At 39.3% G+C, this 18,168-nt stretch carries 13 protein-coding genes; 8 read left to right on the forward strand and 5 right to left on the reverse strand.

The window, feature by feature from the left end; translation table 11 throughout:
- Positions 1-120: 120 nt before the first annotated feature.
- Entirely contained in the window at positions 121-1,698 is a 1,578-nt protein-coding gene (locus ACJJIV_RS18215) for a phytoene desaturase family protein (RefSeq protein WP_444889851.1), read from the reverse strand.
- Between the two features lie 664 nt (positions 1,699-2,362).
- Here ACJJIV_RS18215 and ACJJIV_RS18220 point away from each other — a divergent pair.
- Both ACJJIV_RS18220 and ACJJIV_RS18225 read left to right on the forward strand, forming a co-directional pair.
- Complete coding sequence (locus tag ACJJIV_RS18220; RefSeq protein ID WP_444889852.1) at positions 2,363-3,646, forward strand: hypothetical protein; 1,284 nt, start codon at positions 2,363-2,365, stop codon at positions 3,644-3,646.
- Between the two features lie 1,799 nt (positions 3,647-5,445).
- Positions 5,446-6,312: a glycosyltransferase family 2 protein gene (locus tag ACJJIV_RS18225; RefSeq protein ID WP_444889853.1), complete on the forward strand. Its 867-nt coding sequence runs from the start codon at positions 5,446-5,448 to the stop codon at positions 6,310-6,312.
- A gap of 178 nt (positions 6,313-6,490) precedes the next feature.
- Here ACJJIV_RS18225 and ACJJIV_RS18230 read toward each other — a convergent pair whose 3' ends face one another.
- Complete coding sequence (locus tag ACJJIV_RS18230; protein WP_444889854.1) at positions 6,491-7,594, reverse strand: hypothetical protein; 1,104 nt, start codon at positions 7,592-7,594, stop codon at positions 6,491-6,493.
- 2,067 nt (positions 7,595-9,661) lie between these two features.
- On the opposite strand from ACJJIV_RS18230, the gene ACJJIV_RS18235 reads away from it, so the two are divergent.
- Positions 9,662-11,149 carry an APC family permease gene (locus tag ACJJIV_RS18235; RefSeq protein ID WP_444889855.1) on the forward strand — a complete coding sequence of 496 codons (1,488 nt, stop codon included), beginning with the start codon at positions 9,662-9,664 and terminating at the stop codon, positions 11,147-11,149.
- 104 nt (positions 11,150-11,253) lie between these two features.
- On the opposite strand, the gene ACJJIV_RS18240 is transcribed toward ACJJIV_RS18235, so the two are convergent.
- Positions 11,254-11,853: a hypothetical protein gene (locus ACJJIV_RS18240; RefSeq protein WP_444884315.1), complete on the reverse strand. Its 600-nt coding sequence runs from the start codon at positions 11,851-11,853 to the stop codon at positions 11,254-11,256.
- A gap of 413 nt (positions 11,854-12,266) precedes the next feature.
- Positions 12,267-12,431 carry a hypothetical protein gene (locus ACJJIV_RS18245; RefSeq protein WP_444889856.1) on the reverse strand — a complete coding sequence of 55 codons (165 nt, stop codon included), beginning with the start codon at positions 12,429-12,431 and terminating at the stop codon, positions 12,267-12,269.
- Between the two features lie 283 nt (positions 12,432-12,714).
- Here ACJJIV_RS18245 and ACJJIV_RS18250 point away from each other — a divergent pair, with 283 nt between their 5' ends.
- The 3 genes from ACJJIV_RS18250 to ACJJIV_RS18260 all read left to right on the forward strand — a co-directional run bounded on the left by ACJJIV_RS18250 (position 12,715) and on the right by ACJJIV_RS18260 (position 15,373).
- Positions 12,715-14,193: a lytic polysaccharide monooxygenase gene (locus ACJJIV_RS18250; protein ID WP_444889857.1), complete on the forward strand. Its 1,479-nt coding sequence runs from the start codon at positions 12,715-12,717 to the stop codon at positions 14,191-14,193.
- Positions 14,194-14,362: 169 nt separating this feature from the next.
- Positions 14,363-15,070 (forward strand): alpha/beta fold hydrolase, encoded by a 708-nt coding sequence (locus tag ACJJIV_RS18255; RefSeq protein ID WP_444889858.1) that lies wholly within the window; start codon positions 14,363-14,365, stop codon positions 15,068-15,070.
- 78 nt (positions 15,071-15,148) lie between these two features.
- Positions 15,149-15,373, forward strand: a complete 225-nt coding sequence (locus ACJJIV_RS18260; protein ID WP_444889859.1) for a GDCCVxC domain-containing (seleno)protein — start codon at positions 15,149-15,151, stop codon at positions 15,371-15,373.
- A gap of 173 nt (positions 15,374-15,546) precedes the next feature.
- On the opposite strand, the gene ACJJIV_RS18265 is transcribed toward ACJJIV_RS18260, so the two are convergent.
- Positions 15,547-16,623, reverse strand: coding sequence for a patatin-like phospholipase family protein (locus ACJJIV_RS18265; RefSeq protein WP_444889860.1), 1,077 nt, complete (start codon positions 16,621-16,623; stop codon positions 15,547-15,549).
- A gap of 462 nt (positions 16,624-17,085) precedes the next feature.
- Between ACJJIV_RS18265 and ACJJIV_RS18270 the strand changes: the two genes are divergently transcribed.
- Together ACJJIV_RS18270 and ACJJIV_RS18275 are read left to right on the forward strand one after the other, a co-directional pair.
- Positions 17,086-17,568, forward strand: coding sequence for a hypothetical protein (locus ACJJIV_RS18270; RefSeq protein WP_444889861.1), 483 nt, complete (start codon positions 17,086-17,088; stop codon positions 17,566-17,568).
- A gap of 244 nt (positions 17,569-17,812) precedes the next feature.
- A complete protein-coding gene (locus ACJJIV_RS18275; RefSeq protein ID WP_444889862.1) occupies positions 17,813-18,139 on the forward strand; it encodes a cupin domain-containing protein in 327 nt (108 codons plus the stop codon).
- Positions 18,140-18,168 lie beyond the last annotated feature (29 nt).

Consider the following 18,168-nt stretch of genomic DNA (forward strand, 5'->3'; position numbering starts at 1 on the left):
TCGCGTTAATTGTAATAGAGATCAACAAGATCATTGTAGCGCCTGAAAGGGGGTTGAGTTCAACTCATACCCCACTACTGAATCCAAACAGATAATGGCCTGCTTTCTGCGGGTCATTTTTTATTTATCCCTTAGAATCTCCATCGCAGCATTATGCCCAGGCACTCCAGTAACGCCGCCTCCCGGGTGGCTACCGGAACCACAGAGATACAGGCCCTGAATCGGCGTGCGGTAATCCGCAAAGCCCATAAAAGGGCGGTTGCTCCACAGTTGGTCCAGGCCTAAGGCACCATGGAAGATATCGCCACCCATCAAGCCAAACTTGCGCTCTAAATCCAGCGGTGAGTGGATTTGTTGGGCGATGATGGAATCACGGAAATTGGGTGCATAGTTGTTGACGGTATCGATAATGGTCTGAGCTGCCTGCTCACGGTAGTTGTCCCAGCTCTTACCCTCCGGCAGTTCTGGAGCAAATTGTTGGCAGAATAGGCTGGCGACATGTTGGCCCTCGGGGGACAGGGAGGGATCGATGGTGGAGGGGATCAATATCTCGACAATGGGTTGCTTTGACCAGCCGTATTGAGCCGCATCTATATAGGCCTGCTCCAGGTAATCCATGGTAGGGCCAATGACGATTCCCGACTTGTGGTGCGGTTGTACGTGAGTACCGGGTTTGCATGTAAAGTCTGGCAGTTCAGACAGTGCGACATTCATACGGAAAGTGCCGGACCCCACTCTAAAACCACGTACTCTGCGGTGAAATTCCGGCTCCAGATGTTGTTCGTCAATCATCTGGGAATAGAGCAGTTTAGGGCCGACATTGGCGATTACTTTATTAGCTGCAATAGTTTCCCCGCTACTTAGCCGTGCTCCGGTAGCGCGACCACCATCGATAAGCACCTCTTTAACTTCAGCGTCTGTGCGAATAGAGACCCCAAGGCACTCTGCCTCTTTACGCATGGCTTGAGTGATAGCACCCATACCACCCATAGCATGGCCCCAAGCGCCTTTCTCACCGTTTACCTCGCCAAACACATGGTGCAAGAGCACATAGGCGGAACCGGGAGTGCTGGGAGCGGCATAGTTGCCGACAATAGAGTCAAAGGCGAACGCAGCTTTTACATGGTCATTTTCGAACCAGGCATCCAGCACGTTGGTAGCACTCTTGGTGAACAGGTCCAGAGCGTCTCGGCGTGATGCCATACTTAACTTTTTCGCTCTAAGCCCAAATCCACCAGCGCGAACCAGGTCTATAAGGCCACCACCCACGTTGGGGGGAGCGCGCAGTAGCTCTTCGCGTAAAATATCCGCAACGGTTTCCAGCATGGCATAAAAGTCAGGTAAGGTAGCTGCGTCTCTCTCAGAGAAACGTGCTACCTCTGCCTGTGTATCTGCAAGATTCTTATGGAAGGAAAGACTATTGGCTTCTGAAAGTGGGAAGAAGTTTGATTGCGGCCGTAATTTGATTTCCAGGCCATGCTCTCGTAGATGGAGGTCTTCGATGATCTTGGGGTTAAGCAGACTCACGGTGTAGCTTGCCACAGAGTTTTGGAAGCCTGGGTAGAATTCTTCAGTAACCGCAGCACCACCAACAATCGACCGGCGCTCAAGAATCGTTACATTTTTTCCAGCTTTAGCCAAATAGCAGGCACAGACAAGGCCATTATGGCCACCGCCTATAATCAAAAAATCCTTCATTATTATTCTCTGAGTAGGAAAAGGTTAGGATCAATTGTCGTCAAAAACCGCAGAAAAATAAAGAGTCCAAAATCAGATTATTATCGATACCATTTTGTCTATTGCTAGATCTAAAGTTTTAAAGATAAATTAAGGTGGGAGAAATGCTTGTACAAAACTCTATATTATTTCCGCTTTAGTGCAAAATTAGTGTTTACTGTATCCTTGATTAAAACTATGCGGCTTCAAAAAAACTGTCCAGTTAAATATACTGAGCTCAAGGAGCCTAAAGGGGAGCACCCGTAGTATTATTGGTGAAGCGTTAATCTATATCACTTCTTATTAGATTTTCTCTGAAATTAATTTGTGTACTGCCGTCATGTACGCAGATATTCTGGGAGGCGTATTGGCAACTATCTATAACGAAGGTTTATATCGGGTTTTTAAATAACCCTGTCCTTTTGGTAGGCTGAAGCCAAGTTGAGTTTAACTCAATACACGAGAAGTATGAATTCAGTTTCGTAGATTAATTTCCTGGTTGATGCTAAAAAGTAAAAAAATATTGCAGCTATTAAGTGTGAAATGTATGAACAAAATCACTTTTCAATGCTAAATTTTCTTTGTTATTACCTCCTATAGGAATTACTTTAGTTAGCATAGACATGCCTTATAGAGATGATATTTCGTGTCCAGTGAAAACCTTTCCAGAGTGTTAGGTGCTCAAGAAGCAATATTCACAGAATTAGCCAGGAGGACCTGTGGAGGTACTTTAGTTATTTCCTTCATTAAAGTTCTTACACCACTAAGCGTTGAGCAATTAAAGTCTGGGTTTGCATCTATTCATAAAATTTATCCTCTATTACAAGCACGTGTGGAGTCTGGAGAGCAACTTCGTTGGCGTTGCGATGTATCATTCGATTCTATCCCTTTCGAAGTTGTGAAATTAGATGGGCCTCTTGATTTTGAAGAGGAGTTTACGCGTAGAGGCGAGGCTGGACTTGATGTTGAAAAATGTACTTATACGCTCTCGTTCTATATAAATTCCCAGGATAAAGTTGACTGGATATCCCTGGTAAGCAGCCATGCAGCCCTGGATGGCCGGTCAGTAATGACTCTTTTTTGTGTTTTAGATATATATTTTAGGGAGCCTGAGACATTCAAATTAGGAAGGCAACCCTTGTATGAAGCGGTTGAGAGCTACTTTCGCTCCTCCAAATACTTCGCAAGACAGGAGTCATGTAACGCTAAAGATGATTTATTTAAATGGCCAGTTGAAGAGTCAGCCTTTGCTGCAGAGCGTGAGGGGCACGCTATTTATAGACAATTTCCTATGGAGGATCTTTCAAGTATTGTAAAGCAGGGGAAGAGCTACAAAGTTAGACCTAGTGCACTTTTTTGTGCTGTTGCTATTAAGGCCTCAAAAATTTTACCTAATCATAGGGACTGGATTAAAATTCTCTTACCTTTAGATGTTCGAGATTTATGTGGATCGGAAATCGGTTTAAGCGCAGTGGGTGCATTTTCAGCAGTAACCACTTTAGAAGTAATACCTAATATTGATACTAGTAATATTTGGCAGCTAGCAAGATACTTGCAAGTTGAGCTTGATCGCCAAGCCGCGGAGGGAGAATCATGTAAGTTCGCCTTTCCTAAAAATTATATCCTAGGGGATATTATCGGTTGGGCTCAAGAGTATGAAAATAATAAACCAGTTTTTTCTGAAGGGTTATGTATTTCAAATGTTGGAAGCATGAAAGCTTTGGGCACGCACATGAAATCTTTTGAAATTGTAACAGCTATTCCTTTCCAGACACATGGTGCTCACCCAATATCACTGTTAACCTATTCAACGGTTAGGAACTCAGTATTTATTTTCTCTTACTGTTCTCCCCTTACTAAGAAAGATAATGTTTTAAACTTCGCGGAAAAGTTTATCAATACGCTTAGGGATCTTGTCAGTAACACTTGAATAATTTAAAGTCTACAGTCTGCTCAACTAAAAGAACTCTGATTGGATAGGTCACATTATATTTTACATGTAAAGTAATTTTGAGGATGTCTGGTTGCTTTATTTAGATTTATGTCTCTAATAATAATTTGTAACCAAGGTATGGCTTTGCAGGGCTATCTAAGTCTTTAAATTCATAATGGTGTATACAAATCTTCCTGAAAGATCGGTATAACAAACTCTGAACGGCATAATTATGCTATTAAAGATTTTCCGAAGGGTTTTGGCTATTCGCGAAGTACTGCCTCTAACCTCTGTACCCTTACAACCTCTATAATATTTTTCTACCTGCTCGAACCTATACTTGAGCTCTTTGAGTAATTTTATTCTGGTGGGGTATTATTTGTCTTCCTGCTGAGATATGTATGATTTATACATTAAGTGAGATTTGGCGAATCAAAATATACATTAAAACTCTTGGGATAATTTTCTATCTCAGTTGAATGTTCACATTTTATAGAAGAGGCTGAAATTTCTGGTGTTTCCTTGTTAAAGATAGGGGCAGAGAGACGCTACTTACGTATACACTGAGAGCTGTATTGTCATTGAATGCATTTTTTAAAATACTAGAGATCCGACCTGTTGGTATCCAATTCCACAAAAAAATAGAAGAAGTCTGATCCTAAACAACGGAATACAAAAAAATCAGGTATATTGGAGTAAAGTTGTATGTTGATTTATAGGGTTCTGGCGGACTAATATATAGCGTCGAAACAATAGCTGCCAATAAGTACGAGATATAAGTTTCTGTATGATCAGGTAAACCCTGACTAGGCATGTTCTGATTCTACTAGTGTAGAAAAACATGATGAATTAGAATCTATAGAAGTGAAGTGGAACACCATAAAGAAACCAGGTCGCTTTAAGCGTAAGTAAAGTCGTGTAGGGTAGGCAGGGTAAGGGGAAGAATGTTGGCACCAAAGTAAGAAGTTATTGCGTCATTAAGAAATACTCAGCACATGGATATGTTCGATTTTTCTAACTTATTGGTTGTGGGAAGTCTGCAGTTCATGGTGTTAGTCACTTTCCCTAAAAAGTAGATTTTGTACAATACAAAAGAGGGAAATACATGTTAGAGCCTGGTTTCGACTAATGAAGTGTAGGCTCTTTATTGCGTGAAATTTAACACTTATTTAGTGGGCGACTACTCATAGGTATTCTCGAATCATTGGTATGAATGCTAATGTTAAATATGGGTTTCATTACTAATAATAACCGTGGCTTTAGACTCCCTTTGTGTATTAGGGCAAGTTTGATCATGATTACTTAATATTTCATAATAATTGTGATATAAAAAATCAACATCCTCTTGGTATATGCCGGATTGTCCTTTAAGGGGTAAGAATGTGAACCCCTAAATTCTTGAGATGCAATCTATAGTTGAAAGGCGAAATATTGGTTTCTGTATTCATGGATATAACACTAGTGAATATCTATAGGTTGTGATCTGAATTGATCTGTGTACAAGCCCGACTCTATTGTAGATCGCTAGCTGTCAAGCTGCATGAATTTCATCTTGAGTAGGCAAATATTATGTTTATACTACTGCACAAGTAAGATCCCAATGAATAATATTGTTTAAGAAGTTGACACCTTGATAATCATTAGGCGTACACGGATGATAGGCGAGAATGGGAGCTTACCCATAAGGTAAATCTCTGAATTACAGCTACAGGGAGGAAGTTAAATTTGCTTAAATATTTTATTGAGCATTATGTAGTGAAAGTGAACTTAATGGTAGCAAGGGAACGATTGATATTATGAAGTCTAGATTTAGCATAATCGCCCCTTGTTATAATAATTCGGGTCTCTTGCGCAACATGCTGAAAGGGTTCTCTGTCCAAAATTATCCAAAAGAAGATTTCGAAGTTATTGTTGTCGATAACAATTCAAGTGATTCAGGTATTTATTCTTGTTATAAGGAATACAAAGACAAGTTGAATTTAACCTTACTTTATCGCCAGATCTTAGATAATCCTTTTGCCCTTAATTCTGCTCGAAATTTAGGGGTAAGGATTTCTAAATATGACTGGTGTGTTTTTACAGATAGCGACTGCATTCCATCCTCCAATTACCTAATGCTGATTAATAATATAATTAATAAAAAGGGAAAGAACATCTGTATGACTGGGTTGAGGGAGTTCATTCACTTCAAGGACGTTGAGGTTGATATGATCGACGGCACTGATACACATCTAAGTGCCTGCCCCAGATTTAAAAGCCCATCGAATTATGGGTTAACAAAAGATAGAAGGATAGGTAAGATAGAAGGCTTACCTGATACGGAGCAACCCTGGGGCCATTTCTATGGTTGTAATATGATTTATAAAAAAGAAGATATTATCAAAGTGGGAATGTTTGACGAATTTTATGATGGTACATGGGGGTATGATGATATTGATATGGCTTACAGAATTATCAGTGAATTAAATGTTGAACCAATTTTTGCAGATAAAGCCGTTGTTTATCATCAAGATGAGGTTGCACCGGCTGAGAAAAATGACAAGTCAGTCTCAAAGACTGAAAAGCTAAATAACCCAAACTACCAGTACATTTGCCAGAAAATTAACGGATACTATGAATTTAGTACTCGTGAGTTCAGGCGATTTGGATTAACTGATTTTTAATTGGCTGAGGTGGTTATAATTCTTCCTGAGATATTTTTATTGGAATCTAGAATTATATCAAAATAGAAATTTACTGGTTCTTATTAAGATATGATTCACAATATCCGTGAAAAATACGCCTCCAGCCATTAGATGTCCGCCACATTACATTCAAGTGAGAATTGCCTTAAGAAAAAGATTATTTTTTTATGTCAAAGGCCGCTTTATTGGCTGTGGTGTTTATCCAATACCCCTTGTCACATTTATTGATAGTAAAATTCAAAGTATCTCTAGCGACTGCATAGACTGCAATGCAGTCATCATCGTCAATGGGTAAGTAACTCAGCATAAAATCTACTTTTTCCGGCTGGTCAGATCTTTTCTTCACTCCAAGAACATCAAGTAAAACCATTCCGTAGTAGGCTATATCATATTTCTGCAATAGATGAATCTGCTGACGCGCAGATTTATTGAGTGTGCTGAAGGAAAATTTAAACCCGCAAGCAGTATTGCCGATTTTTTTCTGAATGATGTGTTGTTTGGGTAAATTTTGTGTAAATTCCTGTGTTATTATTATATTTGCCTTTTTCCTGCCCATAAATTCTGTAAAACAAACGAGTAACTTTTCGGTGATATCCTCAAGAGAAGGTTCTTCAGCTCTCACTTTAGCCGATATCATTACAATATCGTCAACGTCTCCTTTTGTATTTCTATACCCCTTCAAATGAAAAGGATTTTTTTTAGGATCCCTCCTGTTGTACAAAATTAGTCCAGAAATGATAAATAAGGCCTTGAGAAAATCTATTGAGTACTTCAAAAGTGAGCGATTTCTACTCCCATGGTAGAGTCTTTTTAACTTTAAATAATATTTTTCGGATCTGGCTTTTTCTCCTTGTAATATATATTTTGCACATTTAACAACCAGCAGCCCCGTATATCCTGAGAAGAATTCGTGATTAATAATGAAGTAGGTGCTGTCCTCGCTGAAATGAATGTAAATTGGGATCCTCATCTTTTCTAGGTTTCTATAAAAAAAATTTCTACTTGAATTTTTGGTTGCCTGATTTTGTAATTCTTTTATTTGAGAAAGATAATAAGGCTTAGAGCGAGGAGCAGAAGTTAGCTCTACTAGGTCATAAAGTATGCTCAAGCAACTCGTAATTTCTTCCTTTCCATATTTTTTAAAGCGATAAACCATTAATGTTGTTACAGTATCATTCTCTTTTAAAAACTGCTGTACAAAACTTTTTGGAGTTTTTACTGGAGTAAATACATTGGTCAATATTTTGGTAAAAAGTTGCATTAGATCTCTCTGCGAGTGCGAGCTAATATCTCAGTTATAAGAAAACCATATTTTAAAGCTCTAAATAAGCTTAGTTTGTCATTAGAAGAATTGGAGGTCTCCTTATAGATCATTATTAAATTTATAACATTCAATGTGGAAAAAATTTCATCGAGTATTTCATTTAGCCTGTGTGTCAGATATTGTATTTAAATAGGTGTCGATAACTCTTATTCCAAAAAGCTATTTCCAAGTTTCTTAAATCTCTTTTAGTTATTTATAATGATATCTTTGATTATTGAGAGCTATTACATAATTTGAAATTGGTTGGCCTCACGTAATCACAAAAAAATAAGACCGACAATTAAGAGCCGATTCATGTCAAGATTAACAGGTGATCATTGGCAATGATCAAACCTTGCCTTTCTGCGCTTAAAAGAGGCACAAAGCCCACTGATCGGCTAGAAAGCATGTTATGAATTTTTCCCTCCTGAGCCCAATGGAAACGTCTTCTTTTATACTATCCCCATCGAGCACTTGCTGGCAAAGGTACTAACTATAGGAAGAGCAAGGTACTTGTTTAGGGGGGCGGTGAAAGTTTCTGGGACAACTTAATCAAAGGTTTCTGTTTGAAATGGGGCATCATTTCCGATTACAGATTTTCTACAGCAAGAAAAGGAGGGCTGAAGTTGGGAATCTATTCGGAGTTAGGGTACAAATTAGATGGTAGTAGTCGGCTGCGAAGACATTTTATTACGGGTTACCGTTACCTCATTAGCTGAAGTAAATTTATTGCATTCAATAATTCATATTACGCATTGAAGTACAGAAATTGGTCGCTTTTTAAATTTTAAAGTGACCGACCATAACTTTCGTCGAGATTATTTAGTGGGTTATGAATTGTATCTTACTTGCCGGCAGAGGAGAAATAGGAAACAGCACAAGACAGGATGGTGAAAAGCTCAGAAGTTATTAGATAGCTTCGTAGTCTATCTGTTGGTTGGCTATATCGTGTTTATGCTTTTGATAGGAAATCCTCTTCTTCTCCAATAATTTTTTGGGGATGTGCCATTTAGCAATAAAATGTACTACTTTTGTGCAAGGTTTTACATAATTATTTGTTGCTGTAACATTTATCTTAATAAATTTCTCGATAGCTGTAGTTTTAGATTCTTTAACAATGTTTGAAATCTAATGCTCAACAAAAGTAAGGGGTTCTGTTTTTTAGTTTGTGTGTATAGGTATTTCATTTCCTTGAAATATTAAGCTAGGGAAGATGTTTGAATGGAAGTTGAATCAATCCTTGATTGATATTAATTGGTTGAAAAATAACTTAATAATTTTTCAGAGGAAACCTTACAATACTTCACTGTCTTGCATAATCAATTTAAGGTGGTGATCGTACAATTTTTTAAAACCAAAAGATGAACTTGTATGCCGATCTATTGAAACAGTTGCAGATAGTTAAATTAATAGTATTACATTGCCATATGAGCTGCCGGTTTTTTTAGTTTTATAATTATTAAGATGATGGCTATATTTTGTTGATACTTACTTAAAGTCTTGAATCCAATGTTAGCCAATACAGGTGAGTTCCCCAAAAGTTATTTGCTATCAATTGTGACCCTAATACGTTTGCAATATGTTTGTACCAGTATAGATATTTTAATCAAATATATTTTTCTTATTGGGTAGGCTAAAGGTAGATAGAAAATATAAATATATCAGTAGATAAATGACGAATTCTATGCCTTTTAGAGGTATTACACGACGAATGATCCTTATTTGATGTCGGTTGATAGTTAAACAGTATACTAGGTGCTTCAATTAATCGGTATTGAATTTGTTAACCACAGAATATCTAGGGTCAATAGTTAAATATTAGGCTTTAAAACTTCTTAGAGGTTATGAATCTGGTAATTTTATATAAGGTCGAAAAAAACTATTGGACGCTACGAACTGTAGATAAGTAGATGCAAAAGCTTGTGTGTATTTTTTTGATCAGATGGGTGAATAAGAACTATTGATATTCTTCGATTCGTAAAATGGTGATCTACTCAAAATATAAATTATAAAAATCTACCAAATATGCATCATAAGAAGGGTGGTAAGAAAAAAGCGACGCTGCTAAGCGCAACATTGCTCAGTGCAACTTGCATGATAGGCTCGGGCTGGCTGTTTAGCGCCCAATTAACGGCTAGATATGCAGGTAACTGGGCATTTGTAGCATGGATACTCGCAGCAGTTTTAGTTTTGATGGTAGGTTTGTGTCTTGCGCGTGTCGTGTCGATTTATCCGGTCCGAGGTGCACTAGCTCAAGCCTGTGCTTTTTCTTATAACAGTATTTTTGGTATGCCTTTTTCCTTTGCCAATTGGTTTGGCATTCTAATGGTAGTTGCAACGGAGGCTCAGGCTACTACACAATATCTTTCTTCTGCTATTGGCTCTTCTTTACTGATTGAAAGTCATAGTCTTACCATTTGGGGAAAGTTACTTGCCCTTAGCATCTTAGCGCTATATCTACTGATTAATTTTTATGGTATTCGTTGGCTAACTAAAATCAATAATATTGTAACTGTACTCAAGATTTTTACTCCACTATTTGCTCTGACAGTATTACTCATTGTAGTTTTTACCCGAAATCACATAGGCTCAAATTTTTCTCTTCCTTCCAGTCAGGAGTTTGAGTTCCATAGTGCCTTTTCAGCCATTATTGGTGCAGGTTTGATCTATTCCTACAATGGATTTCAAGTAAGTGTTGCTTTTGCTAGTGAAATCAAAAATCCTAAACGCAATATCCCTTTGGCGATAACACTATCGATAGTAATCATTACTTTGGTTTATTTGTCATTGCAATTTGCTTTTATGGAGGCCGTTCCACATCAGGTGTTGATAGAGAATGGTGGCTGGCAGGGGTTGAATTTTGCTTCACCACTGTTAGATCTAGCCACTCTGCTTGGCCTGCACTTTTTGGCGTTAATATTACTTGCAGATAGTATCACTAGCCCCTCAGCTTCTGGATATACGTACCTTGGAGCTTCATCAAGGATTTTATTTGCGATGGCCAAGGTAGGGCAAATGCCTCGCTGGCTAGCGGTGCTAGATCCAGTGCACAATATTTCCAGACGATCCATTCTAGTTAACTGGGTATTGGCAGCTATTGTTTTGGCTAATGCGGATAGTTGGGCAGCACTTATGGTAATAGTAACAGGGTACCATATTGTTAGTTATATGGCTGCGCCTATCAGTATGGGAGCCCTTGAGCCTAACACCCGTTGGTTTGGGCTGATAGTTTTTATCCTACTGGGTTTATTAATGCAGACATTACAGTCTTCTTCGCTGCTTTTAGTATGTGCATCTTTATCAGTTTTGGTCTCTATATATGCAGGGCTTCATATAACAAAAGCTGGTATTCATAAGCTAATTATATTTACTTTTCCATTTTTGGCATACTTATGGAGCTTGTACCTTATATCAAATGTTTGGTTGATAATAAGCGCATCTACATCTTTTTATCTGTTGATATCTTCGCGTTATTATGTTGAATTCTGCAAAAGTTATAAGGCAAGAGATTGAGGATAAAAGATGTTTTCATAAAGTGGGCATCTTCATAAAAATTGGGTCTGAAAGGTTTGACCTGACAGCAGTGGTGAGATATCTGCCAGGTCAAATTTTGAAGGTCAAAACATAGAATTAATCATCTTGTTGGCTTTCGAGTTGCCTGAACCATGATTGAGATCATCCCAGGTTACTTTTCCGCTGGCGAGATCTAACTTAACACCCTGATGTCCAACATAATTTCCACCTTGACGTAAAGTCATCTCAGTGAAAACTCCCTGGGTAGTGAAATTAAATCTTTCAGTATTCGTAATGTTAAAATTAACATCAAACATGCGATTAAATTCCAACACGCCACGTACGGTATCAACTAACGCTCGTGTGTGTGTCAAGCTAGATCCATTTCCAAGCATGGTTTGATGTGAAGAGCTACCATTGAGTGATACGCCACCAAATACCCATCCCCGCCACTTTCTACCCGGTGCAATAGGGCAGACTGCTGCCATTATCTCAAGGGCATCATTTCTTACCTGCGGAGCTTGCATTGATCCTGAAAAATGAGCGACTACACCAATCTTTCTAGGGGCGCCGCTATAGAGTACTAGACCTACACAGGAACCATAACCGTCAGAACGCAGCTCTCCTGCATTGGTGCCTGTCACCCAAGTACATTCCGGTCTGAATCGATAAGCAGCATAATTACCACCTAGCTGAACTGCCATAACATTGCCTCCATATCGGATAATTATCAATTATGTGACTGTTTGGTCACTGTCAATATAACCGTACATCACGCAGTGACCTTGATCAATATCAGTTAATTACAAATTGAAAGAGAAATATTGCTTGGGATTTTGCTGGTGAGTTCTTTCAGTTTTTAAAGGTGGAGATCATGTCCTTCCTGTTCGAAAGTATAGGCGTGTGGTTTCAGTTAGTGGTTTTGGGTTTTTCACTTAGAAGGCAGAGTTCTCAGGGTACAATTGACGTTATATAGATCTATTTATTTACACTTGCAGACTTTCAACTATACGTAGATGCGCTTGCTCAGATTTTATTTTATTTCCCAGTTCGAATTGGACCGAAGTAGAGTTGTGAAATATCTTTTGTGCGCGGTTTGCCTGTCAGTCACCAGGATTTATTGTACTTGAGGGCAGAAGATAACTATTGATGGGCCTCCACATGCGGATATTTTACAGCGTAATTGTGCAGGAAATATGGAAAACATGGCTACTGCTCCTTGTTTTTTATTGGCTTGTTTTTTTGCGCCACTAATCTGGCCGTAATTGTCGTTAGTGTTCATTAATTTTATCCAGGCATTGTGAATTCGAATCATAATTTCAGTTTTTTATGCTCTCTTGGCTTTTTTAAGTGGTTTTATATTGCTTTTAATGAATTTTAGTGAGAGCAGGGTTCTATTTTCAATCTAAATGGTTTTTTGCTTGGTTTCTAGGAACCGTGTTAATCAGTGGCGGTCCATAGCTTTGTCGCTAACGCTACTTCTGAAGTAAAACCTGCTTCGGTAAGTGAAGGATCTAGCTTAACTGGGGAAGGACGTCGGACAAGATTGAATAACAGGCAAAGATATGATTTACCGAAAAACCAAACTAGCTTCTGTATTTAAACAACCTTTTTTTAGTCATACATTAATGGCTGTAGTTTTAACTGGAATTAGCTCTAATGTACTTGGCCATGGTTATGTAGAAGCTGCTGATGGCGGGGTTGCATCCGCACGTGGGACACTATGTAAATATCCTCTCGACTCTGGAGAGATGAATATAAACTGCGGTGCAGTTCAGTGGGAACCACAAAGTGTAGAGGGTAATGAAGGTTTCCCGGAAAGTGGACCCGCTGATGGGCAGATTGCCAGTGCGGGGAATAGCTCCTGGTCAGAGCTAAATGAACAGTCTTCTGATCGCTGGGTTAAGAATTATATCAGTTCTGGTTGGCAAACCTTTAAATGGCACTTCACTGCGAACCATGTAAGCAGAGATTGGAAATACTATATTACCAAAGAAAACTGGAATCCTAACGCGTCGTTAGCCCGTGATCAGTTTGATCTTGATCCCTTCTGTGTAGTGGATGGAAACTATGAGCAACCTCCAACAAATATGACACATGAGTGTCAGGTTCCAGATCGTGAGGGTTACCATGTCATCCTCGCTGTTTGGGATGTTGGTGATACAGTGAATGCTTTTTATAACGTCATCGATGTTGAGTTTGATGGTGATAATGTTACCAACACTGCGTGGAGTGCTGTAGGCACAATTAATCCAACACAAGACTTAAATATTGGAGACAAAGTATATACCCGTGTGTTTGATAGCTCCGGAGAAAATAGCTCTTATTCTACACTTCTGGAGATTATGTCAAGTGAGCAAGGGATCGCAGAAAATTGGTCTCACGACTTGGCTGAATTAATTAACCGAGAGCAAACCAGTATAAGAGCTGGTGATTATGATGGTAGCAGCAGCTTTGAACCCTTGTACGGTATTAATAGTATTTATCTGCTAGAAAATAGTGGCCTGAGAAACGTTGAGATTGGGTACGAACTTAGTGCTGATCAGGGGGATGGTACTTCAGATACCAATGACAACGATTCAGATGATACTGGAAACACCGAAGGTAGTGGGAATACTGGGACTACCTCTTGTGCAGTATTTGAGCAGCCCTACGCTGGTGATCCGGGTTACGCGATTGGGGATATCGTTATTTTTGATGGTATCGCTTACGAATCCAAACACGAGCCCAATTGGTGGTCTCCAAGCTCGGCGCCATCACTTTGGATTGAAACCACTTGTGAAACGGCAGGGGGTGAATCAAACAGCGATTCTGATACGGGATCAGGTAATATCTCTAATAACAATTCTGATGACATTACCAGTACAGAGGGCGACTCGGCAGCTTCCTGTCCGGAATTTCAGCAGCCCTACGCAGGCGATGAGGCCTATCAGTCTGGTGATCGTGTAACTTTTGAGGGCGAGGTATATACTTCCACCTACGGGCCAAACTGGTGGTCTCCCACTGCTGCACCCCAGTACTGGGAGCAGAGTTCATGTCAGTAACATAAATATTCTCAACCGCTTCCATATAATGAGAGGGAGGCGGTTGAATATAGGTGGCCCATTTCCTTAGTATTGACAGCATGAAATACTGCTTTCCAAGTCATTTCTTACCAGCCTCTTTGGCCGGTTATTACATGTAAATTCATTACGTACATAAAGGTGGCAACCGATGGCAACCTTCGTTTTGGTACATGGCGCTTGGCAGGGAGGTTGGTGTTGGCGGCGGGTTGCAGATCGCTTGCGTAATTTTGGCCATTTAGTATTTGCTCCCACATTAACAGGTCTAGGAGAGAGAGTTCACCTTTTAAATGATAAGATTGACCTGGACACACATATTCAGGATGTTCTTGCTGTCATTGAATCGGAAGAACTCTCTAACATCATTTTATGTGGTCATAGCTATGGGGGAGTGGTCATTACCGGTGTTGCTGATAAGGTACCCAGCAATGTCCGCACTCTTGTTTATCTTGATGCCTTGGTACCGGAGAGCGGGCTATGCACTTTAGAACTCTTACCTAAGGAAATAGGTTCTACCTTACTTGAAAGTGCGAGATCTACAGATAAAGGCTTTCTGGTAGCCCCAGATCAGGCTAAAAACTTTGGAGTAAATATTCATGATCAGGCCTGGGTTAATAGGCGCAGTGTAGACCAGCCCCTCAAGACCTTTGAGCAACCAATCTTTTTAGAGGGGGCTTGGAAACTAATTCCTGATCGCATTTATATCTATGCAACAGGGTGGGCTCCGGGAATTGGTAAGCCATTTTATGAAATAGCACAGCGGGATAGCGGATGGCAGTCCAGCTCTATTCAATGTGGACATGATGTAATGATTGATAAGCCAGAGGAGTTAACGCAGATGCTAATAGATTGTATTTAAATATCGTTGTCAGGTTACTACTTTAGAAACTTTGGACTTGTTTTTATAGCCTAAGTCACAAATGTTAAAGGGATTGATATGATAAGAAGTGCACAGGTTTTAACTTCCAGGATCACCTGCCCTTTATGTGGTCATAATCATACGGAAACTATGCCGATTGATGCCTGCCAATGGTTCTATCAGTGCAAGAGTTGTGGAGAGCTATTAAGCCCCAAGAAAGGCGATTGCTGTGTATTTTGCTCTTATGGAACGGTTGCATGCCCACCGGTTCAAAAAGATGGAAAATCCTGTTGCTCCTCGTAAGGGGCAGCCATAATTTTAGTGGTAAGAAAATATAAATAGGTAGGCTTGTTGGCTCAAGCGGGGTCGAAATTATAGGCGTTTAGCCCATTCTATTCTGATCTCTCCTTTAGGTGTTCAGTGGCTTGATCAATTTCCGGCTTATTTTCTTCTATTAATCTATCTGCATGAATTTTTCATGAATGGATTGATTCGTAGTCAAAAATTCCGACTTTGGGATTGTTTACTTTTACGTTTAAGTAGTCAAATTCTATCCTCCCTTTTGGAGATAATAATTTTGCAATTCTTAGAGCGTAGAGCTGCTGCGTATCCATAGATCGTTGTACATCTGTGATGATGTCAGGAAACCATTGCAGTCGCCTCCAGTTTTTTATGTCTTGATAACTGTCCTTTGCGCTACGCAGAGGCGGGGTGCCCGATCCCATTATAAGTATGTAATAATTTTTATTTGGATATTTTTCAACAATGTTCAGTAATATCATGCTGGTCGGATCATTTTCTGATACCGCTGCATCCGCAAAATATCGATGACTGAGGTCCCTGCTTGATGTTATAAAGTCTACAGGAGGGAATACCCCTTCCGCGCTGGATGCAGCAACCACTAGCTGATAGACACTGTTTGAAGGGAGTTCAGCAATTTCTTCACCATAATTTTTAAAAAGATGTACCCTTCCAGTGTAGATATCAAGAGAAGGCACAATGACTGGCTTTTCTAAATCAGTAAATTTTAAGCTTTCTGAGTAATGAAATTTTAAAACTTGATGGAGTCGATCTCCCATGAACCTCGGTGAAAACATTCCAGCTCCAGTCAATATTTTATGATACCAGGGTGTTGAGAATAAATATTTACTTTCAGATTTGTAAAGTTTTATCAGTAGGTCTATTTTTGAGCCGTAGTCACCATATTGTTCACGTAGTTGTTTCATGGGAATGTTGATTCCTGTAGCAATAATAGCTCCGGTGGATACTCCACTGAAAACATCAAATATTTCATTTATAGGCTTGCCTACTTGGCGTTCAATATATTGAAGAACATATAGTGGGATAAGACCTCGAACCCCTCCACCATCCAAAATTAGGATGTTGATTGTTTCTTTATCCTTGAGGGGGGCTTCATAGATAATGGCTTCTTCAGTAATCGGTATCCTATGGAACTTAGTTTTTTCAGTAAAGCGGTTATTGTAGATATAAATTGTGATGCCAATTGTGGCTAACAATAGAAGTGTAAAGAGTGTAAGTTGCCAGGTCTTCATTGTGTCACCCAAGTAGCCTGCCGACAATTCAGGCATAATTTGAGCAATAATATTTATTTCCAAGTGGTTTTTAGTGAAGTTTTTGATTTAATTTTTATTTTTCTTATTCATAAATTATATTGTTGGTAGGGTTGTTGGTGTTTTGGTCGGAGTGGCTGAGATGGCTATTCCCTCTGGAATTCTATCGAAATGCATATATTGCAGAAGAGTATATAATCTGGTTGGTCTTGTGATATCTACATAGTCAATATTCTGACTGTCTATTAACGTTTTGCACAGGTATTGAGAACAACTACCTTTCAAAAAGATGATATTTAGGATAACCTCCTAGACTCACTGTATTCTGCTGATCGAATTATGACTTATGCTAAGATAGTGTCATTATAGATGTGTACCGAACCCTAGATATAGACCCACTGGTTTTGTAAAGAATTCTAAGCTGTGAGCTCTAGGCTAATAATTATGTTTAAATATTTTTTAGTGGCCCTTTTGTTGTTGATTTTGGCTTCATGTGGCAGGCCCGAGTCACTTTCAGTTGAATCTGGGGGGGAAGCTAGGCTTGGTACTGAAGAGGTCGTTGAGGGGACGCTGGAGCAGGAAAAACAATTACAGGACTTTGTTAGTTCCTCTGAGCTATCTAAAGATGATATTTCAAGTGTAGAAGATCACACTGAAACTCCTGATAACCAACATGGCCCTCAAAGCGCTCTCGCCACTGAAAAAAGCGCTAGGCCGATAGATATCAGTGCAGCTTTCGAGAAGGGCGTATCTTCAGTTGAGAAGTATGATTTCTCCAGAAAAAGCACATTGCCTAATCTTTTTGAGACGCAGCAAAAGGCTGAGAATGTCTCTTTTAGTGGTAAGCTAATAAACGATCCTGAAAATCCTGATTACCTTCAGTCATTGGAGGGGGTGGAATTCTCAATAGAAATTAAAACACGATAGAATAAAATAGAAAGGCAATTCGCTGTATCTAAGGTGGTTGCTTTAATATATCAATATAATTGGTTTCTTCAGTGTCTGTTTGAGTTTTGCCTCTCTTTGATTAACGATTTTTTCTCTATAGGTTAGATGCAGCCGCTAATGTCTTGTGTTACTTTATTTCGGATAGTGCGCTCTTTATCTTCCTGGGCTAATATTTTATTTGCAGGAGCGGGGCTCAGAGTTTAATACAAGGAGTGTATCCAGAATGTCAGGAAGTTATCCAGATGGAATTAAGCAGCTACCTCTTTATGATGGTCGGTTTGATGCCTACAAGTTGGAGGCAAAAGGAAGTGATGTTCTTTTTGCATCATATCCGGCGGGAACGGTTATTCCAGATCATACGCATGCGACTGATAATTATGGGGTAATTACGAAAGGCGAGTTGATACTAAGTATGAATGGTGCTGTTCAGCGCTTTGGAATTGGCGATTGGTACCATGTTCCGGCAAATACTGAACATGCTGCTTCATTTGAAGAGGATACAGATGAAATCGAGTTTTGGTTTCAAGCTAAAGATAAAGATAAAGAGTAAAGCCTTTAATTTCTCCAGAAAAATCTATT

The organism is Microbulbifer mixtoriginis (SeqCode), from assembly GCF_052466765.1.

What these genes read in the sequence shown, in the direction of transcription:
- ACJJIV_RS18270 (WP_444889861.1), top strand. Translation starts at nt 17,086, where the DNA reads ATGTTTAAATATTTTTTAGTGGCCCTTTTGTTGTTGATTTTGGCTTCA.
- ACJJIV_RS18240 (WP_444884315.1), bottom strand. Translation starts at nt 11,853, where the DNA reads ATGGCAGTTCAGCTAGGTGGTAATTATGCTGCTTATCGATTCAGACCG.
- ACJJIV_RS18250 (WP_444889857.1), top strand. Translation starts at nt 12,715, where the DNA reads ATGATTTACCGAAAAACCAAACTAGCTTCTGTATTTAAACAACCTTTT.
- ACJJIV_RS18255 (WP_444889858.1), top strand. Translation starts at nt 14,363, where the DNA reads ATGGCAACCTTCGTTTTGGTACATGGCGCTTGGCAGGGAGGTTGGTGT.
- ACJJIV_RS18230 (WP_444889854.1), bottom strand. Translation starts at nt 7,594, where the DNA reads ATGCAACTTTTTACCAAAATATTGACCAATGTATTTACTCCAGTAAAA.
- ACJJIV_RS18275 (WP_444889862.1), top strand. Translation starts at nt 17,813, where the DNA reads ATGTCAGGAAGTTATCCAGATGGAATTAAGCAGCTACCTCTTTATGAT.
- ACJJIV_RS18225 (WP_444889853.1), top strand. Translation starts at nt 5,446, where the DNA reads ATGAAGTCTAGATTTAGCATAATCGCCCCTTGTTATAATAATTCGGGT.
- ACJJIV_RS18235 (WP_444889855.1), top strand. Translation starts at nt 9,662, where the DNA reads ATGCATCATAAGAAGGGTGGTAAGAAAAAAGCGACGCTGCTAAGCGCA.
- ACJJIV_RS18260 (WP_444889859.1), top strand. Translation starts at nt 15,149, where the DNA reads ATGATAAGAAGTGCACAGGTTTTAACTTCCAGGATCACCTGCCCTTTA.
- ACJJIV_RS18215 (WP_444889851.1), bottom strand. Translation starts at nt 1,698, where the DNA reads ATGAAGGATTTTTTGATTATAGGCGGTGGCCATAATGGCCTTGTCTGT.
- ACJJIV_RS18265 (WP_444889860.1), bottom strand. Translation starts at nt 16,623, where the DNA reads ATGAAGACCTGGCAACTTACACTCTTTACACTTCTATTGTTAGCCACA.
- ACJJIV_RS18245 (WP_444889856.1), bottom strand. Translation starts at nt 12,431, where the DNA reads ATGAACACTAACGACAATTACGGCCAGATTAGTGGCGCAAAAAAACAA.